The sequence below is a fragment of the Labrys methylaminiphilus subsp. lupini genome (assembly GCF_051161885.1).
Classification (GTDB): domain Bacteria; phylum Pseudomonadota; class Alphaproteobacteria; order Rhizobiales; family Labraceae; genus Labrys.
In genome coordinates this window covers 2,092,538-2,116,432 of sequence record NZ_JBMDIH010000001.1, presented here as the reverse complement: position 1 = coordinate 2,116,432, position 23,895 = coordinate 2,092,538, and the positions used below count along the sequence as shown (strand labels likewise).

General features: G+C 62.5%; 17 protein-coding genes. 9 read left to right on the top strand and 8 right to left on the bottom strand.

The window, feature by feature from the left end; translation table 11 throughout:
- The first annotated feature begins 99 nt into the window (after positions 1-99).
- Both ACN6KF_RS09995 and ACN6KF_RS09990 read left to right on the top strand, forming a co-directional pair.
- Positions 100-1,197 carry an AI-2E family transporter gene (locus tag ACN6KF_RS09995; RefSeq protein ID WP_434956697.1) on the top strand — a complete coding sequence of 366 codons (1,098 nt, stop codon included), beginning with the start codon at positions 100-102 and terminating at the stop codon, positions 1,195-1,197.
- Positions 1,194-1,883, top strand: a complete 690-nt coding sequence (locus ACN6KF_RS09990; RefSeq protein ID WP_434956696.1) for a P-loop NTPase family protein — start codon at positions 1,194-1,196, stop codon at positions 1,881-1,883. The genes ACN6KF_RS09995 and ACN6KF_RS09990 overlap by 4 nt, the downstream gene beginning before the upstream one ends.
- Before the next feature lie 50 nt (positions 1,884-1,933).
- Here the strand turns inward: ACN6KF_RS09990 and ACN6KF_RS09985 are convergent, their stop codons facing one another.
- Positions 1,934-3,826 carry a hypothetical protein gene (locus tag ACN6KF_RS09985; RefSeq protein ID WP_434956695.1) on the bottom strand — a complete coding sequence of 631 codons (1,893 nt, stop codon included), beginning with the start codon at positions 3,824-3,826 and terminating at the stop codon, positions 1,934-1,936.
- Positions 3,827-4,371: 545 nt separating this feature from the next.
- Here ACN6KF_RS09985 and ACN6KF_RS09980 point away from each other — a divergent pair.
- Both ACN6KF_RS09980 and ACN6KF_RS09975 read left to right on the top strand, forming a co-directional pair.
- Positions 4,372-6,546 carry an RNA degradosome polyphosphate kinase gene (locus ACN6KF_RS09980; protein WP_434959647.1) on the top strand — a complete coding sequence of 725 codons (2,175 nt, stop codon included), beginning with the start codon at positions 4,372-4,374 and terminating at the stop codon, positions 6,544-6,546.
- A gap of 28 nt (positions 6,547-6,574) precedes the next feature.
- The gene (locus ACN6KF_RS09975) at positions 6,575-8,137 is read left to right on the top strand and encodes a Ppx/GppA family phosphatase (RefSeq protein WP_434959646.1); all 1,563 of its coding nucleotides are present in this window, start codon (positions 6,575-6,577) and stop codon (positions 8,135-8,137) included.
- Between the two features lie 28 nt (positions 8,138-8,165).
- Here the strand turns inward: ACN6KF_RS09975 and ACN6KF_RS09970 are convergent, their stop codons facing one another.
- The 3 genes from ACN6KF_RS09970 to rnd form a co-directional block, all read right to left on the bottom strand.
- On the bottom strand, positions 8,166-8,693 hold the full coding sequence (locus ACN6KF_RS09970) for a transglycosylase domain-containing protein (protein ID WP_434956694.1): 528 nt from the start codon (positions 8,691-8,693) through the stop codon (positions 8,166-8,168).
- A 190-nt stretch (positions 8,694-8,883) separates the two neighbouring features.
- A complete protein-coding gene (locus tag ACN6KF_RS09965) occupies positions 8,884-10,137 on the bottom strand; it encodes a D-amino acid dehydrogenase (RefSeq protein WP_434956693.1) in 1,254 nt (417 codons plus the stop codon).
- 100 nt (positions 10,138-10,237) lie between these two features.
- Positions 10,238-11,410, bottom strand: coding sequence for a ribonuclease D (rnd, locus tag ACN6KF_RS09960; RefSeq protein WP_434956692.1), 1,173 nt, complete (start codon positions 11,408-11,410; stop codon positions 10,238-10,240).
- Between the two features lie 257 nt (positions 11,411-11,667).
- On the opposite strand from rnd, the gene aspS reads away from it, so the two are divergent.
- Together aspS and ACN6KF_RS09950 are read left to right on the top strand one after the other, a co-directional pair.
- Positions 11,668-13,485, top strand: coding sequence for an aspartate--tRNA ligase (gene aspS, locus ACN6KF_RS09955; RefSeq protein ID WP_434956691.1), 1,818 nt, complete (start codon positions 11,668-11,670; stop codon positions 13,483-13,485).
- A gap of 219 nt (positions 13,486-13,704) precedes the next feature.
- Positions 13,705-16,026, top strand: coding sequence for an NADP-dependent malic enzyme (locus ACN6KF_RS09950; RefSeq protein ID WP_434956690.1), 2,322 nt, complete (start codon positions 13,705-13,707; stop codon positions 16,024-16,026).
- Positions 16,027-16,067: 41 nt separating this feature from the next.
- Here the strand turns inward: ACN6KF_RS09950 and ACN6KF_RS09945 are convergent, their stop codons facing one another.
- Positions 16,068-16,607, bottom strand: coding sequence for a DUF1697 domain-containing protein (locus tag ACN6KF_RS09945; protein WP_434956689.1), 540 nt, complete (start codon positions 16,605-16,607; stop codon positions 16,068-16,070).
- Positions 16,608-16,682: 75 nt separating this feature from the next.
- Positions 16,683-17,582 (bottom strand): sugar kinase, encoded by a 900-nt coding sequence (locus tag ACN6KF_RS09940; protein ID WP_434956688.1) that lies wholly within the window; start codon positions 17,580-17,582, stop codon positions 16,683-16,685.
- A 375-nt stretch (positions 17,583-17,957) separates the two neighbouring features.
- Between ACN6KF_RS09940 and ACN6KF_RS09935 the strand changes: the two genes are divergently transcribed.
- Positions 17,958-18,239, top strand: a complete 282-nt coding sequence (locus ACN6KF_RS09935; RefSeq protein WP_105862901.1) for a bacteriocin — start codon at positions 17,958-17,960, stop codon at positions 18,237-18,239.
- Positions 18,240-18,427: 188 nt separating this feature from the next.
- A complete protein-coding gene (gene cls, locus ACN6KF_RS09930) occupies positions 18,428-19,879 on the top strand; it encodes a cardiolipin synthase (protein ID WP_434956687.1) in 1,452 nt (483 codons plus the stop codon).
- On the opposite strand, the gene ACN6KF_RS09925 is transcribed toward cls, so the two are convergent.
- Both ACN6KF_RS09925 and ACN6KF_RS09920 read right to left on the bottom strand, forming a co-directional pair.
- A complete protein-coding gene (locus ACN6KF_RS09925) occupies positions 19,874-21,058 on the bottom strand; it encodes an MFS transporter (protein WP_434956686.1) in 1,185 nt (394 codons plus the stop codon). The two genes, cls and ACN6KF_RS09925, sit on opposite strands and share 6 nt — an antisense overlap.
- Positions 21,051-21,836: a DeoR/GlpR family DNA-binding transcription regulator gene (locus ACN6KF_RS09920; protein ID WP_434956685.1), complete on the bottom strand. Its 786-nt coding sequence runs from the start codon at positions 21,834-21,836 to the stop codon at positions 21,051-21,053. Before ACN6KF_RS09920 ends, ACN6KF_RS09925 begins: the two co-directional genes overlap by 8 nt.
- A gap of 188 nt (positions 21,837-22,024) precedes the next feature.
- On the opposite strand from ACN6KF_RS09920, the gene ACN6KF_RS09915 reads away from it, so the two are divergent.
- The gene (locus tag ACN6KF_RS09915) at positions 22,025-23,860 is read left to right on the top strand and encodes an ABC transporter ATP-binding protein/permease (protein ID WP_434956684.1); all 1,836 of its coding nucleotides are present in this window, start codon (positions 22,025-22,027) and stop codon (positions 23,858-23,860) included.
- The last annotated feature ends 35 nt before the right edge of the window (positions 23,861-23,895 follow it).

Below are 23,895 nucleotides of genomic sequence, written 5' to 3'. Positions count from 1 at the left end.
AATTCCGACCGAGGGAGGCCATCCGCCACCTCAGCCGTCTCGGACGACGCTTGTTTGGCCGGAGGAGAACGGTTTGGATCGAGCTTCAGGAGCGTGTGGATGAGCCTTCAAAGGCAGGTGTTCTTCTGGCTCGGCGCGCTGGCCTTGTTCGTCGCGCTGGTCTGGCTGCTTCAGGGCATGTTGCTGCCCTTTATTGGCGGCCTCGCGATCGCCTATTTCCTCGACCCCGTCGCCGACAGGCTGGAGAGCCTCGGCTTGCCGCGCTGGGCCGCCGCCTCCGTCATTCTGCTCGGCTTCATCTTCGTCATCGTGCTGGCCATCCTCCTGGTGGTGCCGATGCTCGGCGAGCAGTTCAACGGCTTGCGCGAGCGGCTGCCGAGCATCGTCGCGTCCATGCAGCGCATTCTCGGTGAGCTCAACCAGGGCTGGCTTGGCGGGATCTTCGCCGAGAGGCTGCAGAACATCCAGAAATCGCTCGGTGACTATGTCGGGCAGGGCGCCCAGCTTCTCGGCACCTTCGTCTCCTCGATCTGGTCGGGCAGCCAGGCGGTCATCGGGGTGATCAGCGTTCTCATCGTCACGCCGGTGGTGGCCTTCTACATTCTGCTCGACTGGGACAACATGGTGGCGCGCGTCGACAGTTGGCTGCCGCGCGACCATGTCGAGGCCATCCGCGGCATCTTCCGTGATATCGACGCCGCCATCGCAGGCTTCGTGCGGGGCCAGGCAACGGTCTGCCTCCTGCTCGGCCTGTTCTACGGTTCCGGCCTCACGCTGCTCGGCGTCAGTTTCGGCTTCCTGATCGGACTGTGCACTGGCCTTGCTTCCTTCATTCCCTATGTCGGTTCGATTCTGGGCTTCGTCGTCACCGTCAGCGTGGCACTGGTCCAGGTCTGGCCCGACTGGCATTTGCCTGTTTATGTCGCCCTCCTCTTCGCGGCGGGGCAGATCCTCGAAGGCTATGTTCTCTCGCCCCGGCTGGTCGGCGGCTCGGTAGGCCTGCATCCTGTCTGGCTGATGTTTGCCCTGCTGGCAGCCGGCAGCCTGTTCGGCTTCATCGGCCTGCTGGTCGCCGTGCCGGTGGCGGCGGCGATCGGTGTCCTGGTGCGCTTTGCCCTCTCGAGCTACCTCGCCAGCCAATACTACACCGGTCATGTCAACCACGATGGCTCTCTCTCTTCGGACCATTCGTCGTGACGACACCCCGCCAATTGGCACTCGATCTGCCTTTGCAGGTCTCGTTCGCCCGTGAGGATTTCCTGGTCTCGCCCTCCAACGAGGCGGCCTATGCCTTCATGGAACGCTGGCCGGACTGGCCTTCCCGCCGTGCTCTGCTGATCGGCCCGAGCGGCTCGGGCAAGAGCCATCTGGCGGCAATCTGGTCCAAGCTGGCGGGTGCGGTCACCCTGGCAGGCGAGGCGCTCGGGGAAGAAAGCGTTCCCGAACTGGTTTCGCACAAGGCGGTGGTGATCGAGGATGCAGGACGCGGCGTCGACGAGACGGCGCTTTTCCATCTGCTCAACCTCACCGGCGAGGCCGGCGCCTCGCTGCTGATCACCGCCCATGAGCCGCCGGAGCGCTGGGGCCTGACGCTTCCCGACCTCATCTCGCGCCTCAGGGCCATGACGGCGTTGACCATCGCCACGCCCGACGATGATCTCTTCCGCATGCTGCTGGTAAAGCTCTTCCTCGATCGCCAGCTCATCGTCGATTCGAGCCTGGTCGACTTCCTCGTCCGGCGCATCGAGCGCTCCTTTGCCGCAGCGCGCCAGGTCGTCGCCGTGCTCGATCGCGAAGGTCTTTCGCGCGGCCGCCGCATCACGCGGGCACTGGCCGCTGAACTGCTCAAGGAAGTGCTTGCCTCTCCGCTTGACGATGAGTGAGGTCGATGGCGATCGAGCTTCTTCGCGAAGCGCCCAGCATGGCACGAGTTCTATCTCAGACGGATGCATTGGCCGACGGTGTTCATCTGCAACTGGCCGCCGGTGAAGGACGCCGCGCCGACGATATGGACAGGGGAGCTCTGCGTTCTCGTAGTGAAATCGAACGCGAACGGACCGACGCCCCTAATCTCCGGGCTCGACCATTCACCGGTTTCCATGAACATGCCTTGTCCAGGGGTGGCCGGCATCGAGGCGGGCTCGGTACTGAAAGCTCCCTGAAAGGCATGAACCTTGGCATCCCTAACCGGCAGGAGCTGGAGCCGGGCATGACAGCTCCACACACCTGGCCCAAGAGAGAATGTCCCGATGTCGTTGACCGTCCCATCGGTCATATCGACCGGTGGCGGTGATATCTGCACGAACTCGCCAGCGAGGCCCTGATAGAGAGCCGATTGGGCATCCGAAGCGGCCCATGAGAACGCATTGGAAGGCGGCGGCCCTGGCTTGAAGAACTCGGTAAAGAGATTTCCTGCGACAACCACTCCGCTGGTACCGGCGGTCTTGACGATCATGGCCACTGAGGTTGTCAAGTTTCTGTACTCGATCTTATTGTTCCTGATCTGCACGTCCGATGCACCGGCTCCGCTCGGAATGCCGCAGGAGTCGGCGGTAACATTGATCAGGGAGCGAACCCCGAGAGCCTGGGCGTTGTTGGAAATCCAGGCCCCCTCGAGGCGTACCGTGGAAGCGCGGCAAAAATTGAAGAAGTTCTTGCCAGCCGGGCTCCACGAACCGGCGGCGGGGTGGATCAGCCAGTTGCCGCCCTTGATGGACAGATGCGAGACCTGTCTTGCGTCGACATGCCCCTCATAGGCATCGCAGGAGAAATTATCCGCCACATATTGGAGGGGAGAATAACCCTTGTAATCGGAATCGATCTGGATGCAGGTGCCTACCTCCCCGGCCGCCGAATTGATCAGGCTCTGATCCTCGAGCCCTAGCATCTTTGGGGGATTGGTCGACTGGAAGCGATATCCGACCCTGTAGTGCTGTGTCAGCGTGTTCTGGATCCGATTGACGAAGGTGTTCGTTCCGCGAAACCAGATGCCGGTTCCCGCGGTGGCGAGGCCTTTGCGCGACGGTCCGGCAGTGATCATCCCGCCCTCGATCGTGGTGCCGGCCGAATTGACCAGGACCATGCCGGTGTTGAAGTTCTCTAGGGCGAAGTTGGAGTAGGTTCCATTGACGCTGGGTGCAAACCTGGCGTTGATTCCGATGGTGTTCGTGGAAGCGGTATCGCTGGACTGGAACTTGATGCCTTGGAGTTCCAGCTTATCTCCCTTCGGGGCGCCGGCATGGCAGTGATCCCAGCCATTACTGGCGCCGAAGCGAAATATGGTGAGTTCCGGTCCGGCTCCTTCGAAACGAATGCTCTTACCGCAGGGAGAGGTGATCGGCGCGGAGAAACGCCCAGTCAGAGGGCCTAGACGGAACTTCAGGGCGCCCGGCCTCGTCTGGATCAGCGAGTTGATCACGGTGCCGTCGATCTCATCCGAAAGGGCGCGGGCTGCCGGAAGTATCATCTGCCACTGTGCCAGGGACCAGCCGGCGGTACTGCGGCCGTTGAGAGTGGCGACGCTGGACAAGGGGTGACTGCCTCCATCGCCTATAAACCCATAGGATCTCAGGACGCGCTCGTCGATATCTCCCTGATTGCGGAGGTTCGAAGGCAACTCGAAAGCGCCCGTCGTTGGGTTGAAGCAGCCGATGAGCGCGGTTCCATTTCTATTCGGATCGCCGGAATCCCGTACCGAGACGCATCCGGATGCGCCGGATTGATCGGCTTGGAGGGCTGGGCTGGTGTTGGTCCGGGCCACAATGTGCATCGGTTGAAGGAGCAAGACGGTCAGGATGACCATGGAGAAAAATATGAGCCTGCGCATGCCGGATTTGCTCCTATGCAGAGTCCTCTTGATTGAACCATGGTTACAATCAAGAGGACTCTGCAAGACACCAAACATTTGCGAGGTTTATGGGCAAGGCCTGTCCGTGGGTCTTGTCGGTAAACTCTGCTTGGAACGGACAAATCGTTTCGTCCGTCGTAGATGAACGATTGGAGGGCCGGTCGGAAGATGCCTCATACAGTCCGGTCGGGGCCAGTTCGTTCAGCCAATCCGGGGAGGCTCCACAGGCGATGGGGAGGAGTTTTGCGAATTTTCCCCATGGCGGTCATTTTATGTGACAGCATTGTCATATAGGCGGCCTAAGCAGATTTCCCCATGACGGGCAGCGATTCCGACCGGCGGGACCTGTAACGCCGGCCTAAAGCGTTTTACGATTTGGCGGTCACGCCAAGAATCGCAAGGACGCGTCGAACCAGAGAGCGAGAGCAAAGCGCGTTTAGACGGAAACGCTTGTTTGCTCCGGGACATAGTGAGCGGCATTGACGACCATGACCAGCACGGCACAGACGGCGGAAGAGAGTGTGATGCGAGGCGAGACGGCGCGCGAGGCGGCTCCTGCTCAGGACCCGATCGCACTGCGCGTCAGCCCGGATCGCTTCATCAACCGCGAAATTTCCTGGCTGCAATTCAATCGCCGCGTGCTGGAGGAGGCGTCCAACAAGAGCCACCCTCTGCTTGAGCAGTTGCGCTTCCTGTCGATCTCGGCCAGCAATCTCGACGAGTTCTTCATGGTGCGCGTCGCCGGCCTGATCGGCCAGGTGCGAGAGGACGTCACGGCGCGCAGCCCCGATGGCCTGTCGCCGGCCGAACAACTCGTCAAGATCGGCGAGGCCGTATCCAAGCTTGCCAGCGACCAGCAGAAACGCTGGACCGAGTTGCGCGACGATCTGTTGCTCGAAGGCATCGTGATCACCGAGCCGCGCGATCTGTCCAAGGCGGAGCGCGCCTGGCTGGACGATTATTTCCTCAGCTACATCTTTCCGATCCTCACCCCGCTGGCGGTGGATCCGGCCCATCCGTTCCCCTTCATCCCCAATCTCGGCTTCACCATCGCCCTGCAGCTCAAACGCGTCAGCGACGGGCGCATGTTGAACGCCCTGATCCGCGCGCCGCACAAGGTGGAGCGCTTCATCCGCCTGCCGGATTTCGCCGAGACAGGGGCGGCCCGCTACATCACGCTCGAAAATCTGGCGGTGCTGTTCATCGCCAAGCTGTTTCCCGGCTACACCGTGAAAGGGCAGGGCTCCTTCCGCGTCATCCGCAACTCGGATCTGGAAGTCGAGGAAGAGGCCGAAGACCTGGTGCTACTGTTTGAGACGGCGTTGAAACAGCGCCGGCGCGGCGTGGTGATCCGCCTTGAGATCGAAGCCGGCATGCCCGACAGCATCCGCCAATTCGTCACCGAGGAACTCGATGTCGCCGACGACGCGGTCTTTCGCGTCGAGGGTATGCTCGCCCTCAACGAATTGTCGCAACTCGTCGGGCTCGACCGTCCGGACCTCAAATTCAAGCCCTATTCGCCGCGTTCGCCCGAACGTATCCGCGATCATGGGGCCGATGCCTTCGCCGCCATCCGGCAGAAGGACATCCTGGTGCACCATCCCTACGAATCCTTTGACGTCGTGGTGCAGTTTCTCAACCAGGCGGCGCGCGATCCGAACGTGGTCGCCATCAAGCAGACACTCTATCGCACCTCCTCCAACAGCCCGATCGTCAAGGCACTCGCCGAGGCGGCCGAGGCCGGCAAATCGGTGACGGCGCTGGTGGAACTGAAGGCGCGCTTCGACGAGGAAGCCAACATACGCTGGGCGCGCGACCTCGAGCGTGCAGGTGTGCAGGTGGTGTTCGGCTTCATCGAGCTGAAAACCCACGCCAAGCTCTCGCTGGTGGTGCGGCGCGAGATGGGCCAGCTCGTATCCTATTGCCATGTCGGCACCGGCAACTACCACCCGATCACCGCACGCATCTACACGGACCTGTCCTTCTTTACCGCCGATCCTGTGATCGCGCGCGACGTCTCGCGTATCTTCAACTTCATCACCGGCTATGCCGAGCCGGCGGCGCTGGAACGCATGGCGGTCTCGCCCGTCTCGCTGAAGCAACGCATCCTCGATCACATCAACGCCGAGATCGAGCACGCCAAGGCCGGCAGGCCAGCGGCGATCTGGGCCAAGTGCAATTCGCTGGTCGATACCATGATCATTGATGCGCTTTATGCCGCCAGCCAGGCGGGAGTGCAGGTGGATCTGGTGGTGCGCGGCATCTGCTGCCTGCGGCCGGGAGTGCCGGGCCTGTCGGAGAACATCCGCGTCAAGTCGATCGTCGGCCGCTTCCTGGAGCATGGCCGCATCTACGCCTTCGGCAACGGGCATGGCCTGCCGCACCAGAAGGCGGCCCTCTACATTTCCTCGGCCGATCTGATGGAACGCAACCTCGACCGCCGCGTCGAAGCGCTCTGCCCGATCCTCAATCCGACGGTGCACGAGCAGGTCCTCGATCAGATCATGATCGCCAACCTTATCGACAACCAACAGAGCTGGAGCATCTTGCCCGATGGGACCGCCGAACGCATAGTCCCGCAGCCTGATGAAGAGCCCTTCAACGCCCATAAATATTTCATGACCAATCCCAGCCTATCGGGACGAGGCAAATCTCTTGAACACAATTCTCCCAGAACGCTCCTCAGCCGCAGACGCTGATACCGTTCCTCACGTCCAGGCCGCCGATATTGCGGGTCCGAGGCCGTGGCAGCCCGGATTCGCACAGGGCCGCATCTGCCAGGGTCCGCCGATCGCGACCATCGACATCGGCTCCAACTCGGTTCGTCTCGTGGTCTATGAAGGGCTGACGCGCAGCCCGACAGCCGTCTTCAACGAGAAGGTGCTGTGCGGCCTCGGCCGCGGCGTGATGACCACCAAGCGCCTTGATCCAAGCGCTGTCGCCAAGGCCTATGCCGCTCTGGTGCGCTTCCGCGCCTTGTGCGACACCATGGGCGTGAAGGACCTCTATGTGCTGGCGACGGCTGCGGCGCGCGATGCCGAGGATGGCGAGGAATTCATCGCTCGCGCCACGGCGATCTGCCGTGCTGAGATCGAAGTGCTGTCGGGTAAGCGCGAGGCGCGCCTGTCGGCTTATGGGGTGATCTCGGGCTTCCACATGCCGGATGGTGTCGTGGGCGACATGGGTGGCGGCTCCCTCGAACTGATCGAGGTGCATGGTCATCGCGCCGGTGCGGGCATGACGACGCCTCTCGGTGGGCTCGCCTTGCAGGACACCTCCGGCCAGTCTGTACGCAAGGCGGCGAAGATTGCGCAGGAAAAGCTCGCCAAGGCGGACCCACTGAAACATCTGAAGGACCGCACCTTCTACGCCGTCGGCGGGACCTGGCGGTCGCTCGCCAAGCTGCACATGATGCAGCTCGGCTATCCCCTGCACATCATGCATGGCTACAGCGTGCCGGCGCGCGAGATGCTCGACTTCTGCAAGCTGATCATGCGGGTCGACAACACCACCTTGATCGGCAAGGACACCGTCTCGACCGGGCGCCTGCCGCTGCTCGCCTATGGCGCGGCGGTGATGAGCGAGGTCATCAAGGCCGGCAAGCCGCGCGATGTGGTGATCTCGGCCCAGGGCGTGCGCGAAGGGCTGCTCTATTCGTTGCTGGACGAGGAGAGCCGTAAGCTCGATCCGCTGATCAGCGCGGCGAGCGAACTCAATATCCTGCGCTCGCGTTCGCCCCAGCACGGTGAGGAACTGGTGCGCTGGGGCGACCGTTTCATGGCATCAACCCATATCGACGAAACCCCGGATGAAAAGCGCCAGCGCCATGCGGCCTGCCTGGTGGCCGATATCGGCTGGCGCGCCCATCCCGATTATCGTGGCGAGCAGAGCCTCAATATCATCGCCAACGCCGCCTTTGTCGGCGTCGACCATCGCGGCCGTGCCTATATGGCGGTGGCGAACTATTTCCGCCATGTCGGCCTGAACGAGGAGGAGCTGTCTCCCCGCATCCGCGAGATCGCTACCGCGCGCATTCTCGACCGGGCGCGCATCCTCGGCGGGTTGATGCGGGTGGGGTATATCCTGTCTGCCTCGATGCCGGGCGTGCTGCCGCGCGTCCCGCTCTATGTCAGCCACGGCAAATTGTTGCTGGACGTTCCGCGGGACCTGGAGGGGCTGGCGGGCGAGCGGCTCAACGCCCGCATGAAGGCGCTCGGCCGCCTGATCGGCCGTGAGGCGACGATCCGCATCATCGATCCCGCTGACAACGTTACGGTCGCGGCGGAGTAGGGGGCGTTAGGCGGGGCATCCACCGTTTTCAGGTCTTCCCACTGTTCGAAGGGATTTTGCTCGCCATCTCGCCAATGAGGCCGCGACGGCGCAACGTGTCGAGAACTTGTTCGCGACGTTTCGCGCTGGCGGTCTGATCGCGACCATAGATGCTTGGTGCTTTGATCAGGCCGGCGAGAAAGGCTGCGTCTTGGTCGTTGAGTTGGCTCGCGGCTTTGCCAAAATAGACCATGGCGGCGCAGCGATAACCATAGGCCCCCATACCGAAATAGACCCGCTCCAAAAACGCGCGGTCGATTTCAGCCCGGGCGTGGGTCAGACGTAGTTGCAAGGCCCTCACCCAGCGCTGCAGGTGGTTCCGGCCTTCGGAAGCATCCGGCGGAAATGTCTGATCCGCGACATAGCGGACTGTCATGTCTAGCGATAATGCCCAGAAACGATCAGACGGATCGCCCCTTTCGATGGCGAGAACGAAGCGCGCCACTTTGTCGGTGAGATCCGCCGAGCCTTCGGTTCCAGCGACGGGGCAGGCCGCGAGAGGGCGGAGATCGTTCAAGCTGATCGCCGGCAGATCTCGAACCAGATACCAGCCGAGGCAAAACGCCGTCCCGCTGAGGAGGGCGAGGGGGATCAGGATGACGATAAACAGGCGGCGCGTGCCGATACCTGACGTGTGATCGTTGCTTTGCGCCCATGCTGCCGGCGAATTGAGGCGCGACTGGCTCGCGCGGTGGCGTTTTCAGGTTTCAGCCATACCGGCTCAGCCCCAGATCCGAGACGTCGATCTCCGGCTTCTTGCCGCCGACGATATCGGCCATCACCCGGCCGGAACCGCAGGCCATGGTCCAGCCCAGCGTGCCGTGGCCGGTGTTGAGCAGCAGGTTCTTGTAGCGGGTGCGGCCGATCACCGGGGTACCGTCCGGCGTCATCGGACGCAGGCCCGACCAGAAGCTCGCGGCGGCGAGATCGCCCGAGCCGCCGAAAAGATCGGTCACCGACTGGGCCAGCGTGTCGCGGCGGGCCGGCGGCAGGTCCTTGCTGAAGCCCGAGATCTCGGCCATGCCGCCGACGCGGATGCGGTCACCCAGCCGGGTGATCGCGATCTTGTAGGTCTCGTCCATGATGGTGGAGACCGGCGCGCGGCTCTCATCGACGATCGGAATGGTGAGGGAATAGCCCTTGATCGGATAAACAGGCACCTTGAGGCCGAGAGGCGCGACGAAATCGGGCGTATAGCTGCCGAAAGCCGCGATATAGGCATCGGCCTTCTCGACGCCGGCACCGGTCTCGACACCCTCGATCTTGTCGCCGGCGAACAACAACCGCTTGACCTCGACACCGTAACGGAAGCGCACGCCGAGCGTTTCGGCGAGTTGTGCCAGCGCTCCGGTGAATTTGTAGCAATCACCGGTCTCGTCATTGGGCAGCCGCAGGCCGCCGCGGATCAGGGAGCGAACATGGGTTAGAGCCGGTTCGGCGGCGATGCAGCCATCCGCGTCGAGGACCTCGAAGGGAACACCGTCGCGCTTGAGCACCTCGACATCCTTGCCGATGCCGTCGAGCTGCTTTTGGGTGCGGAAGAGCTGCAGCGTGCCCTGCATGCGCTCGTCATAGCTGATGCCGGTGGCGGCCCTCAGCTCGATCAACTTGTCACGGCTGTATTCGGCAAGGCGAACCATGCGGCTCTTGTTGATCGCATAGCGCTCTGAGGTGCAGTTGAGCAGCATGCGCCAGACCCAGGCGACCATCGCCGCATCGGGGCGGGGGCGCAGGATCAGTGGAGCGTGTTTCATCAACAGCCACTTGATCGCCTTTTGCGGGATGCCTGGAGCCGCCCAGGGCGAAGCATAGCCGGGGGAAACCTCGCCGGCATTGGCGAAGCTGGTCTCGAGAGCCGGGCCGGACTGGCGATCCAGCACGACGACCTCATGTCCCGCCTTCGCCAGATAATAGGCGGAGGTTACTCCGATCACGCCGCTGCCGAGAACCGCGACCTTCATTTATGCCCACACTCCTGCTTGCGCCGCGCCAATACGGTCAGTGAATCCAACGATTCGCCCAGCTTTCGCTTGGCTGATAGCGCAAGTCAATTACAGGCGGCTATCGGCTAATTGCCGCGACCTTGCCGCGCTCGATCGCCAGCGCGAGCTTGCCATGCTTGAGGGCGAGCGCCTTCTCGCCGAACAATTCCCGGCGCCAGCCGTGCAGCGCCGGAACGTCGGCGGTGTCGCTGTCGGCGATCATGTCGAGGTCATCGGTGGTGGCGATGACCTTGGCGGCGACGCCCTGGCTTTCGGCTACCATCTTCAGCAGCACCTTAAGCAGTTCGACGGTGGCGCCGGCTCCGTTGCTCGCAATGCGAGGGGGAGCCTGGCGCGGCAGGCTGGCGGGATCACGCGCGAGGCCCGCCTTGACTGCCTCGATCAATTCCAGGCCGGGACGGGAGCGCTCCCAACCTTTGGGGATCATGCGAATGCCGGCGAGTTTCTCCGGCGTGTCAGGGGCCTGCAGCGCGACTTCGGTGATGGCGTCATCCTTGAGCACGCGCGAGCGCGGTACATTCTTGGACTGGGCCTCGCGCTCGCGCCATGCCGCCACTTCGATCAGAACGGCGAGATCGCGCGGCTTGCGCACGCGCCCGCTGACCCGGCGCCAGGCATCTTCGGGGGCCTGCCGATAGGTATCGGGCGACGTCAGGATAGACATTTCGTCGCCAACCCAATGGCTTCTCTTTCTTTTCTCAAGCGATGCCGCAAGCTTGAGATAGACGTCGCGCAAATGGGTGACATCGGAAACGGCGTAATTGATCTGCGCGGGAGTGAGGGGGCGCTTCGACCAGTCCGTGAAACGGGAGGACTTGTCGATATGGGCGTTGGTAATGCGCTGGACCAGTTGATCATAGGCAATGGAGTCGCCATAGCCGAGCACCATGGCGGCGACCTGCGTGTCGAACAGCGGTGCGGGAATGAAGCCGGCCAGGTGCCAGACGATCTCGATATCCTGCCGGGCGGCGTGGAAGACCTTCAGCACCTTCTCGTCGCGCAAGAGCTCGAACAGGGGGGCAAGGTCGAGCCCCTCGGCCAGGGCATCGATGACCACGGCTTCCTCGGGGCTGGCGACCTGGACGACGCAGAGCTTGGGCCAGAAGGTGGTTTCACGCAGGAATTCCGTGTCGACGGTCACGAACGCATGGGCGGCGAGACGGGCGCAGGCGGCTTCCAGATCCTGGGTTGTGGTGATGATGACGGCGGGGTGGGCGGAAGATTGTGGCATGAATATGCTTATCGGGCACGCAGCGTCACATGGCAAGGTTTTAGGCCCTGAATGCACGTTCAGGGCCGTCCGATACCGGAGAAGGCAAGCTCAACCTTGACGGCGACCGTGGCGTTGGGGTCTATGACCTCAAACTCCAGAGCGAAGCGCATTTCGGCGAAAACGCACTTATACTCTGGCACCATAATTTGACGCGTCTTTGCGATTCTCGGTGATACCGTCCAATCGCAAAACACTTTGTCCGGAAAGACAGCCCTATGCACCGTTACCGTTCTCACACCTGCGCCGATCTTCGCCTCGACCACGTTGGGCAGGACGTGCGGCTTTCCGGCTGGTGCCACCGCATCCGCGACCATGGCGGCCTGCTGTTCATCGACCTGCGCGATCATTACGGCCTGACCCAATGCGTGGTCGATCCGGATTCACCGGCCTTCAAGGTGGCCGAGACCCTGCGCTCGGAATGGGTCGTGCGGGTGGACGGCAAGCTGCGCAAGCGCCCCGAAGGCACTGAAAACCATGAAATGCCGACCGGTCTGGTGGAAATCTACGTCACCGAGATCGAGGTGCTCGGCCAAGCGGCGGAATTGCCGCTGCCCGTGTTCGGCGACCAGGACTATCCAGAAGAGACGCGCCTCAAATATCGCTTCCTCGATCTCAGGCGCGAACGCATCCACAACAACATCATGCTGCGCGGCAAGGTCGTCGATGGCATGCGCACCCGCATGAAGGCCGCTGGCTTCAACGAATTCCAGACGCCAATTCTGACGGCCTCCTCGCCGGAAGGCGCGCGCGACTTCCTGGTGCCCTCGCGCATCCATCCCGGCAAGTTCTACGCTTTGCCGCAGGCGCCCCAGCAATATAAGCAGCTTTTGATGATGGCGGGCTTCGACCGCTACTTCCAGATCGCTCCCTGCTTCCGCGATGAGGATCCGCGAGCCGACCGCTTGCCGGGCGAGTTCTACCAGCTCGACCTCGAAATGAGCTTCGTCACCCAGGAAGACGTCTTCGCCACGATCGAGCCGGTGATCACCGGCATCTTCGAAGAATTCGCCGGTGGTAAAAGCGTCACCAAGGGGTGGCCGCGCATTCCTTATGCGGAGGCGCTGCGCAAATATGGTTCGGACAAGCCGGATCTGCGCAATCCGTTGATCATGCAGGAGGTCTCCGAGCATTTCCGTGGCTCGAACTTCAAGGTCTTCGCGCGCATGCTCGAAGATCCTGCCAATCAGGTTTGGGCCATTCCTGGGCCTGGCGGTGGCCAGCGCACCTTCGCCGACCGCATGAACTCCTGGGCGCAAAGCGAGGGGCAGCCGGGCCTTGGCTATATCCTCTTCTTCGACAAGGCGACCGACGAGACCAGCAAGCAGGCGGATCCGAATGCCGAAGGTATCGGCGCCCGCGGACCGATCGCCAACAATATCGGACCTGAAAGGGCGGAGGCGATCCGGCTGCAGCTCGGCCTGAAGGCCGGCGACGCCGCCTTCTTCGTCGCAGGCGATCCGAACAAGTTCTACAAGTTCGCCGGCGCCGCCCGCACCAAGGTCGGCACCGATCTCAAGCTGGTGGACGAGAGCCGCTTCGAGCTCGCCTGGATCGTCGACTTCCCGATGTTCGAGTGGAACGAGGACGAGAAGCAGGTCGATTTCGCGCACAATCCCTTCTCCATGCCGCAAGGAGGCCTCGAAGCGCTTACCACTCAGGATCCGCTGTCGCTGAAGGCCTATCAGTATGACATCGCCTGCAACGGCTTCGAGATCGCCTCGGGCGGCATTCGCAACCACAAGCCGGAAGCAATGGTGAAGGCCTTCGAGATCGCCGGTCACAGCGAGGAGACGGTGATCGAGCGCTTCGGCGGCATGTACCGGGCCTTCCAGTACGGCGCGCCGCCGCATGGGGGCATGGCAGCGGGTGTCGACCGCATCGTCATGCTGCTCGCGGGTGAGCAAAATCTGAGGGAGATCTCACTGTTCCCGATGAACCAGCGTGCCGAGGATATCCTGATGGGCGCTCCCTCCGAGGCGACGCCCAAGCAGCTGCGTGAGCTGCATATTCGTCTGAACGTCCAGGAAAAATAGCAGCCTTAGGGCTGGCGGCCGCGACGTCATGCGCTAAAACGAACAAGGCCAGGGCCGAGTAGGCCCGCGGCCCAGAGCGTCTACCGATTTGAGGAAGCCACCGAGAATTGCAAAGACGCTTCAGTCAATCCGTCGGATTGGCTTGGAAACAAAGAGCTGGAGTAAGGCAGCGTTCTGTCATGAGCGCATTTTGCTCCAGCCAACAGGACGGGAAACGCAATGTCAGATGTCCAGCCCGGCTCGGCACCTCCCACGAATTCCTCGACCATGTCCGAGGATCTGCGAACTGGGGCGCTGATCTATCATCGCTATCCCAAGCCGGGGAAACTGGAGATCCAGGCGACCAAGCCGCTCGGCAACCAGCGCGACCTTGCTCTGGCCTACTCGCCTGGTGTGGCCGCCGCCTGCGAGGCCATCCACGCCGATCCGCTCGAGGCCGCCAACCTGACCGCGCGCGCCAATCTTGTCGCCGTCGTCTCCAACGGCACCGCCGTGCTCGGCCTCGGCGACATCGGCCCGCTCGCCTCCAAGCCCGTGATGGAGGGCAAGGCGGTCCTGTTCAAGAAGTTTGCCGGCATCGATGTCTTCGACATCGAGATCGCCTCCAGGTCGATCGAGGAGATCGTCACCGTTGTCGCGGCGCTGGAGCCGACCTTCGGCGGCATCAACCTCGAGGACATCAAGGCGCCCGAATGCTTCGAGGTCGAGCGCCTCCTGCGTGAGCGCATGGCGATCCCGGTCTTCCATGACGACCAGCATGGCACCGCCATCATCGTCGGTGCCGCCGTGCGCAACGGCCTGGAACTCGCCGGCAAGGCGATCAGCGAGGTCAAGATCGTGGCGTCGGGGGCCGGCGCGGCGGCCCTGGCCTGTCTCAATCTCCTGGTTTCGCTCGGTGCGAAGCGCGAGAACATCTTCATCTCCGACATCAAGGGGGTGGTCTATAAGGGCCGCGCCGAACTGATGGATCCCTGGAAGGACGTCTACGCCCAGGAAACCGAGGCGCGCACCCTCAACGACATCATCGAGGGAGCCGACGTGTTCCTCGGCCTCTCTGCCGGCGGCGTGCTCAAGCCCGAGATGATCGCGCGCATGGCGCATAATCCGCTGATCATGGCGCTCGCCAATCCGTTTCCTGAGATCATGCCCGAACTCGCCAAGGCGACCCGCCCGGATGCCATGATCTGCACGGGGCGCTCGGATTTCCCGAACCAGGTCAACAACGTCCTGTGCTTCCCCTACATCTTCCGCGGCGCCCTCGACTGCGGGGCCACCACCATCAACGAGGAGATGAAGCACGCGGCCGTCGAGGCGATCGCGGCCCTCGCCCGCGAGACACCGTCGGATGTGGTGGCGCGCGCCTATGGCGGCGAGAGCCGTCGCTTCGGCGCCGATTCCCTCATTCCTTCACCCTTCGATCCGCGCCTGATCCTGCGTATTGCCCCGGCCGTGGCGCGGGCTGCCCAGGAAACCGGCGTGGCGACCCGTCCGATCACCGATCTGGAAGCCTATGCCGAGAGCCTGACGCGTTTCGTCTTCCGCTCCGGCTTCGTGATGAAGCCGCTGTTCACCGCCGCCAAGGCTGATCCCAAACGCGTGGTCTATGCCGAAGGCGAGGACGAGCGCGTGCTGCGCGCGGCCCAAGTCTTGTTGGAGGAGGGGCTCGCCCGCCCGATCCTGATCGGTCGCCCTTCCGTGATCGAAACCCGCATCCAGCGCTTCGGCCTGACGATCAAGCCGGGGCAGGATTTCGAGGTGATCGATCCAGCGGATGATCCGCGCTACAAGGATTACTGGTCGCTCTACCACCATCTGGCCGGGCGCGGTGGTGTTACGCCGGACACGGCGCGTACCATCGTGCGCTCGAACACGTCGGTAATTGCGGCGCTGGCCCTGCATCGCGGCGATGCCGATGCCATGATCTGCGGGCTGGAAGGGGCCTATATGCGCCATCTGCGCTATGTGCGTCAGATCATCGGCCTGGCACCCGGCGTACGCGATTATTCAGCCCTGTCCCTGGTGCTGACGGCCAAGGGCGCATTCTTCATCTGCGACACCCAGGTCAAGCCCGACCCCTGTGCGGAGGAGATCGCCGAGATGGCGATCCTGGCGGCCGAGCATGTCCGCCGCTTCGGCATCGACCCGAAGATTGCCCTGCTGTCGCATTCCGATTTCGGCTCCTATGACACCGAGGCGGCCCGCAAGATGCGCAGGGCTCTGGAACTCCTGGTCGAGCAGCGCCCCGATCTGGAGGCCGATGGCGAGATGCAGGCGGATACGGCGCTGGATGAAAGCCTGCGCGACCTCAAGCTGAGTTCATCGCGGCTGCGGGGCGAGGCGAATGTGCTGGTCATGCCTAATCTGGATGCCGCCAACATCGCTTTCCAGCTCACCCGCATGCTGGCGGATGCCCTGCCCGTCGGCCCGATCCTGATCGGTGCCGCCAAGCCGGCCCACATCCTCAATCGTGCCGTCACGGTGCGCGGCGTGGTCAACATGACGGCCGTGGCCGTGGCCGAGGCGCAGGCCACGCAGGGGTGATGCCGAAACGCCGGGGTCGCAAGCGTTCCCGGCGTTTCGCCTCAGGACAGCATCTGGCCGAGGCCGCGTATGGTGTTCCAATTGCGCGCGGTGCCGATGCCGAGCCGTTTGGTGGAGAGGGCGCCGGCCAGGCGGCTTTCGCTCGGGCGTCCCGCGAAGGCGATCCATAGATCGCCTTCGACCAGGGCAAGGCGTTCGCCCTTGTCGAGATAGCGCTCCAGCTTGTTGACCAGAACGTCCTGGCCGAGCGGTGCGCGCATCAAACGGGCAATGACGAGGCTGCCGTCACGCTCGGACTCGACTGGAAACGGGTTGCCGGCAACCGTGCGCAGCCAGTCCTCCGTGCTGCGTATGATGATGTCGACGTGTTTGCCGTAATGGCTCAGGAAGCCGGCCTCCAGCCGGGTTTCGAGGGTCGTGATGTCTTGTTCGGGCGCTTCGAAGACGAGATTGCCGGTCGAGGCCAGGGTACGGGGATGCTCAAACCCGCAGCCAGTGGCGATCGCGCGCAATTCGTCCATCACTACCCGCCGCTGCGGCGTCAGCACGATGCTGTAGAGGAGGGCGACATAGCCGGCCATGGCAAGGGGTTCGTCGGCAAAGGGTTCGTCGAAATTGTCCGGCAGGTCTTGAGGGCCCGCCGGCTGGCAAGAAAATCAGGAAGAGGCCACCGGCTGGAACCGCGTTTCGATGGATTCCACATCACCCCGGGTGGGCAGCTTGGCTTCGTTGCCGAGAAACTGGATCGCGTGGGTAGATGCACCGCGCGCGAAACGGAAATGCTCCTCCCAGCGCGACAGGGGGCGGCTGAGATAGGAATACATATAGGCGCCATGGAAGATGTCGCCGGCGCCGTTGGTATCGACCACCGCGGCCTTGGGCACGTTAAGCGCGGGCAGGCGCTGCACCTTGCCGCTCTCGTCATACCACAGCATGCCACGCTCGCCGGCAGTCACGCCGGCGATCTTGCAGCCCTTGCCCTTAAGATAATCGAGCATCTCGGTCTCGGACAGGTTCATTTGCTCGCACAGGCGCTCGGCCACCACGGCGACATCGACATAGTTGAGCAATTCGTCGGTGTTGGAGCGCATGCCACCGCCATCGAGCGAAACCAACCGGCCGAGCTTGCGGAATTCCTTGGCATAGTAGAGCGCGGCATCCGCCAGATGGCCGTCGAGATGCAGGGCGCGGCAATTGCCGAGATTGAGATGCGGATAGGGATGCAGATAGTCATCGTCGCGGGCGCGAACGATGGCGCGCTTGCCGTCCTTGGGCATGATGAAGGAGAGCGAGGAACGCTTGACCTTGCGAGGATGGACGGAGATGCCGTACTTCGCCGCCATGTCCATGAACATGCGGCCGAGCCAGTCGTTCGAGTTGGTGGTGATCAGATCGGGTATCACACCAAGCTTGGCGCAGCAGAAAGCGGCCGTCGTGGCGTTGCCGCCGAATGCTACGGCATAGTCCTTGGCTACCGACTTTTCATCGCCGCGCGGCATGTCATCCGCCACGAAGGTCACGTCGATATAGGCATGGCCGATGAAGAGCGCTTCCATCGCTTGTCGCTCCAAACTATCTAGATTTCCGTACATTCCCGCTTAATCGTCATGGCGCGCTGGTGCAAGCGGCCTTTTCGCAGTTGCGAGAGAAGCGCTGTTCAAGGCTACTTTCCGACCCTCGAAAGGCACTGGTACACGAAGGGGAACTTGTCTTCGCCGTAGAAGTTAGTATGTCGGTAAGATGCGTCATTTCGGTTGAGTCGGTAGTGAAATGCTCCGGCCCGGGCTGAAAGCGATGGCATCTGAAGCACGAGCTATCCTTACCTAGTCATTCATCTCCGGTTCATGGTGTGCATGATGTAAGAATTGGGCTTTGCACTCGGTTGTATCTGTATATGATCGATACGGATCGGCATCCACGGAGGATCTCCCATGAAGAAGCTTTTGATCGTAGCAGCTGCAGGGCTTTTGCTCGCGGGCTGCTCGGAATATTCGCGCGGTGACCGCGCGCTCGGTGGCGCTGCCATCGGTGCTGGTGGCGGCGCGCTGATCGGTGGCCTGGCCACGCGTTCGGCCGGCGGCGCCATCGTCGGTGGTGTGCTCGGCGGTGCTGCCGGTGCCATCGTCGGTGCCGAAACCACGCCGCGTGCTTGCACCCGTCGTTACTATGACTACTACGGCAACGTGCGGTATCGCCGCGTGCAGTGCCCGTAAGGGGTGAGATCCCTTAGAGCAAAGCGCGTTTTTGAAAAAACGTACTTTTGCTCTAACTCCTTGTTTGGACACGTCTTTGCGATACTTGGCGATTTCGTCGGATTGCAAAACGCTTTGAGGATTTTTCATCTGACGCAAGTCGCACCCACGCAGTCCACTGCGTGGGTTTTTCTATGGAAAGGCCAGCCTTGTCGTTCTCCGATCTGACCTTGCCGGGTTTGGGCGTGTTGGCGTGGGCCTATTTCTATTCCGAATGGGCCGTGCGCCTCGTCATGATCGTGGTGGTGCCGTTCCGTCGCAATTCGGACGCGGCGCGAAGCTGGCTGCTGCTGGTGATGTTCCTGCCCTGGCCGGCGCTGGTGCTTTATCTCCTGATCGGGCGCGCTACCTATCCGCGCTGGCGGCGTAAGCGTTTCGAGCGCCTGCCGGATATCCTGAGCCTGTCCGCGGACAAGGTTCGCGAACTCACCGAAGTCGCGCGCGAGCGGCTGCCCCGGCGCTTCACGCGTGCCGCGGTGCTGATCGAAAGAGTGGGCAAGCTACCGGTCGTCGATGGGGCGAGGGTGGATTTCCTGGCCGACTATTCGCGGATGGTCGATCGGCTGGTGTCCGACATCGACGCCGCCCAGCATCATGTCCATCTACTATTCTACATCTTTTCCGACGACGAGGTCGGACAGACGGTGATGCAGGCCCTTGGCCGCGCCCAGGCCCGTGGCGTGAAGTGCCGTGTCCTCATCGATGCCGTCGGTTCCAGGCAATGGGCACGCAGCGTACTGACGACGCTTGCCGAATATGGCGTCGAAGGCCATCCCATACTTCCGGTCACCTTCTTCCGGCGCAAGTCGGCGCGGGCAGACCTGCGCAATCATCGCAAGATTGCGGTGATGGACGGGCGCGTGGGCTATGTCGGTTCTCAAAACATCATCGCGGCCCGGACAGTCCTCGACATCTCCAACCAGGAGTTGATGCTGCGCCTGGAAGGGCCAGTGGTGTTGGAACTGCAAGCCGTCTTCATCGCCGACTGGTTTCTGGAGACGGAGGAGGCGCTGCCACTCGACAGCGTGATGTCGCCGACATCGGCCTGTGGCACGCTGGCCATGCAGGTGTTGCCGAGCGGGCCGGATTATCGGATCGGGGGCATCGAGAGCCTGATGGTCACCGCCATTCATTCGGCCCTGCAGCGGGTGGTGATCGTCACGCCTTATTTCATTCCGAGTGAGGCCGTCCACAAGGCGATGCAGATTGCCGTGCTGCGCGGCGTGGCCGTACATCTGGTCGTGCCCAAGGTTTCGGACCATCGCATCGTGCGTTTCGCCCAGCAGTCCTATTATGGGGGACTGCTTGCGGCAGGCGTGAACATCCACCTGTTCCGGGACAAGTTCCTGCATGCCAAGAACGTGTCGATCGATACCGAAATTGCCCTGATCGGCTCGAGCAACATGGACATGCGCTCCTTCGTCCTGAACTCGGAGGTTACGGTCGTGATCTACGATCGCGAGGTCACGCTGCGATTGCGGCGCATGCAGGACGACTATTTCGCGGGCAGCGACAGGCTCGACCTTGGAGAATGGCGCCGGCGTCCCTGGATCCGCAAGGTCGCCGAGAATCTCGCGCGGCTCGTCAGCCCGCTTCTATAGCGGAGCGTCGCCAACGGCCAGGGAGCGCGCGGACCGGGGCGCACAGACCTGGGCCAGCAGCGCTATGATCACGGTGAAGATGGCGGCCACGTAGAAGATACCGGCGAACGAGGTCACATGGGCGACGGTTCCAAGCAGCGGCGGAGCCACCAGCAGGCCGGCGTAGCCCATGGTCGATACCGTTGCGATCTGCACCTCAGGGCGGGGCATGGCGCCGGCCGTGCTGAACAGGACAGGCACCACATTGGCAAAGCCGATGCCGGTCAAGCCATAGCCGACGATGGCGACATAGACATTGCCGGAGAGAGGCCCCATCAAAAGCCCGATCACGGCGAGCAGGCAGCCGCCCCGGACCAGATAGACGCCATCGACATGACGGCGGATGGGATCACCCAGAAAGCGCACGCTCGCCATCGCTCCCGCGAAGGCGGCATAGCCGACATTGGCAAGTTCCTGGCCCGCTCCCAGTTGCTCGCGCAGGAAGACGGCCGCCCAATCCAGCACGACACCTTCTCCGCTGAAGGCGAGGGCGGCCATCAGGCCGACCACGACGGCAAGGAGGGCCGGACGCAAGGAGGGTGATTTACCGCCGCCGACAGCAGCCTCGACCTTGCCGGGGGCAAGGCCTCTCTGCCCCCAGGCGAAGATCGCGACCAACCCCACCGTGATGATCAACGCCTGGGAAGCGCCATCGGTCCAACGCAGCAACAGGGTGGCGATACCGGCTCCGGTCAACCCTCCGAGGCTCCACATGCCGTGGAACGAAGACATATAGGGGCGCCCGACCTGCTTCTCGATCCTGGCCGCATCGGCATTCATCGCCACATCCATGCAGCCGCCACTGGCGCCGAACAGGAAGACGACGGCGGAGAGAAGCCAGACGTCCGGCATGAGGGGAATGATCGGCAGCAGGGCCGCGAAAATCACGCCACTCAGCCGGATGAGTGCCGCCGTGCCGATACGCTGGATGATCCAGCCGCTGCCGGCCATGGCGAGCACGGCTCCGGCGCCGAGCATCAGCAGGACGATGCTCAGCACGATGGGGTCGAGCCCCAGCCGTTCCTTGGCGAGAGGGATCTGCGTGGCCCAGACGCCATAGAGCGCGCCATTGACGTAGAAGCTTGCGGCGGTCGGGTGCCAGACCTGCCAGCCAGGCCGATAAAGGGACGTTTCAGACAAGGTGGATCTCCACGCCGCTTTCGCTGTAGCGCTGCAGGATTGTGTTCGAGGTCGCATTCTCGGTGACCATGTGATCGAGGCGATCGAATGGCATCACCTGATAGGCCGAGCGTGTGTCGAGCTTCTCGGCGGTGATCAAGGCCACCGTCGAGCGGGAGGCGGCGACCATGGCGCGCTTGAGACAGGCATCGTCGTGGTCGACCACGGTTACGCCCTCGACCCGATCGACGGCGCAGGCGCCAAGGAAGCATAGATCGGGCTTGAGGAAGGCAACCTGTTCGAGCGCCCCGGCACCGCTGGCGCTGCGGGACTGGGTATCGACCTGCCCGCCGATCAGCACCAATTTGCCGACGCCGCGGTCGAGTACGGCGACTGCGATATCGGGCGAGGGGGTAATCACGGTGAGGCCGGCCTCGACCGGAAGCTGGTGCGCCAGCATCAAATTGCTGGTGCTCTGGTCGAGCAGGACGACCATGCCCCGTTCGACGAAACGCAAGGCGTAGCCCGCCAGCTGTTTCTTCTGCGCCTCGCTGCTGATCAGGCGCCGATCAAATCGATGTGAAGTACGGGACTTGCGCAAGGCGCCGCCATGCACGCGCTCGATCAGGCCGGCGTCGGCGAGTTCCTTGAGGTCGCGGCGGATGGTGTCCTCCGACACCGCGAAATCCAGCGCCGCCTGGACGGAAGCGATGCGACCATCCTCTTCGATACGCTGCAGGAGCAGGCGCTGCCGCTCGGCAGGTATGAGGCTGGCGTCGAGAAGGTTGGAGATTTCCATGGCGGGCGCGACATCCGATGAGCAGGCTGCTTATGTCGCTTAAGCGGGAGCAATGCAAGTATGAAAATGCAGAAAGACGCATAAACGCGCGCATTCGTGCATTGCTTCAGCCGCCATGCTCATTACCGGCTTACCCTTGAGGATGACTCTGCCAGATGACCGGCTATAGTCGAGGCGGAGAGTGATTCATGGTTGCACAATCCGGCGGGAAGCCTGCCGACGCGCCGAGCAACGAGCCGGACAAGTCCGGGCAGTCTGAGCAGTCGATGGGTGGGCTGCTGCTGCAGCTCAACATGATGGCCCGCGCCTTCGTCACTTCGCCCCATCGCAACCAATTGCTGCTGCTGCTCGTCGGCGTCGTCCTGGTAATCCTGGTCACCAGCTATTTCCAGGTTCTGCTGAACGCCTGGAACCAGCCTTTCTACGATGCTTTGGCCCGTAAGGACCTCGCTGAATTTCTGCAACAGCTCCTGGTGTTCGTCGCCATTGCCGGCGGCCTGTTGACCCTCAACGTCACTCAGACCTGGCTGAGCTGGATGGTGAAGCTGAAGTTGCGGCAGGGGTTGGTCGAGGATCTCATCAGCCAATGGATGAAACCTCGCCGCGCGTTCCGCCTCGCCAATTCCAGCAAGTTCGGTGTCAATCCGGACCAAAGATTGCATGAGGACGCCCGCCATCTGACCGAACTGTCGACTGATCTCGGTATCGGGCTCTTGTCGGCGTCGATCTATCTGGCCAGTTTCATCACGGTGCTGTGGAATCTCTCAAGCGGATTCGTCTTCAATGTCGGTGGCTACAGCTTCGCTATTCCCGGTTATATGGTCTGGGCGGCGCTTTTTTATGCCGTCACCGCCTCCCTGCTTTCCTGGCATGTCGGTGGTCCGCTGATCGGCTTGAATGCCGATCGTTATGCCCGGGAGGCCGAGTTTCGTTTTTCACTCGTCCGGGTCAGCGAGCATGTCGACGCCATCGCACTGAACAATGGCGAGAAGGACGAGGAGCGTCAGCTCAATCTCGACCTCAAGGCCGTGCTGCAGGCCATGCGACGGCTGGTGACGGCGACGGCCAGGCTCGCCTGGGTGAGTTCGGGCTATGGCTGGTTCACTCAGGTGGCGCCCTTCCTGGTGGCGGCGCCAATCTATTTTGCGGGCAATCTGACCTTTGGCGGGCTGATGGTGGCGGTGGGCGCCTTCAATCTGGTGCAGGCGCAATTGCGCTGGTTTGTCGACAATTTCGGCACCATCGCAGACTGGCGCGCGACCTTGTTGCGTGTCGCGAACTTTCGCTATGCTGTCACCCAGATTGACAGCCAGCAGGCCGAGGCGAGCCATATCGAGTTCACTGAGACCGAAGATGAGGTGATCCGTCTCGATGATCTGGTGGTCGAAGCCCCAAGCGGGCGCAGCCGGCTCAATGAAAGCAAGGTAGAGATCAAATCCGGAGAGCGGGTTCTGGTCGTCAGCGACGCTGGTGCTAACAAGACGCTGCTGTTTCGGACCATTGCCGGCCTGTGGCCTTTCGGTTCCGGCCAGGTCGGCCTTCCCAAGGATGGGCACGTCACCTTCATGCCGCGCCGCCCTTATCTGCCTCAGGGAACGCTCAGGCAGGTTCTGTCCTATCCCCAGCCCGTGGCGCAATTCGAGCAGGCCGATTTCGAGCATGCCTTATCTGCGGTGGGGCTCGGTCATCTGGCCGACGACCTCGACCGCAATGTGCGTTGGGACAAGGATCTGGCCGACGAGGAGCAACAGACCGTGGCTTTCGCCCGCGTCGCCTTGCAGAAGCCGGCCTGGATCGTCATCGACGAAGCCCTCGAAGGGCTGGACGAGGGCACCCGGGATAAGGTTTTCGCCATCTTCGAAAAGGATCTTGGCCAGTCCGCCATCGTCCATATCGGCCGGCCTGGCTCCAAGGCCAGCTTCTTTCCGCGCACCCTTCGGCTTCTCAACGAACGGACGCAAGCCGGTCATACGGCGGACAAGACGGAGCGAGGCGAGGCGAGTGAAACCAAGGATGATGTATAAAAAGAATTTATTTTTCAGATAAATACGTAATTTTG

Coding starts and splice junctions, on each gene's coding strand:
- ACN6KF_RS09995 (WP_434956697.1), top strand. CDS start 100: ATGAGCCTTCAAAGGCAGGTGTTCTTCTGGCTCGGCGCGCTGGCCTTG.
- ACN6KF_RS09985 (WP_434956695.1), bottom strand. CDS start 3,826: ATGCGCAGGCTCATATTTTTCTCCATGGTCATCCTGACCGTCTTGCTC.
- ACN6KF_RS09980 (WP_434959647.1), top strand. CDS start 4,372: ATGCGAGGCGAGACGGCGCGCGAGGCGGCTCCTGCTCAGGACCCGATC.
- ACN6KF_RS09965 (WP_434956693.1), bottom strand. CDS start 10,137: ATGAAGGTCGCGGTTCTCGGCAGCGGCGTGATCGGAGTAACCTCCGCC.
- rnd (WP_434956692.1), bottom strand. CDS start 11,410: ATGCCACAATCTTCCGCCCACCCCGCCGTCATCATCACCACAACCCAG.
- aspS (WP_434956691.1), top strand. CDS start 11,668: ATGCACCGTTACCGTTCTCACACCTGCGCCGATCTTCGCCTCGACCAC.
- ACN6KF_RS09950 (WP_434956690.1), top strand. CDS start 13,705: ATGTCAGATGTCCAGCCCGGCTCGGCACCTCCCACGAATTCCTCGACC.
- ACN6KF_RS09945 (WP_434956689.1), bottom strand. CDS start 16,607: ATGGCCGGCTATGTCGCCCTCCTCTACAGCATCGTGCTGACGCCGCAG.
- ACN6KF_RS09940 (WP_434956688.1), bottom strand. CDS start 17,582: ATGGAAGCGCTCTTCATCGGCCATGCCTATATCGACGTGACCTTCGTG.
- ACN6KF_RS09935 (WP_105862901.1), top strand. CDS start 17,958: ATGAAGAAGCTTTTGATCGTAGCAGCTGCAGGGCTTTTGCTCGCGGGC.
- ACN6KF_RS09920 (WP_434956685.1), bottom strand. CDS start 21,836: ATGGAAATCTCCAACCTTCTCGACGCCAGCCTCATACCTGCCGAGCGG.
- ACN6KF_RS09915 (WP_434956684.1), top strand. CDS start 22,025: ATGGTTGCACAATCCGGCGGGAAGCCTGCCGACGCGCCGAGCAACGAG.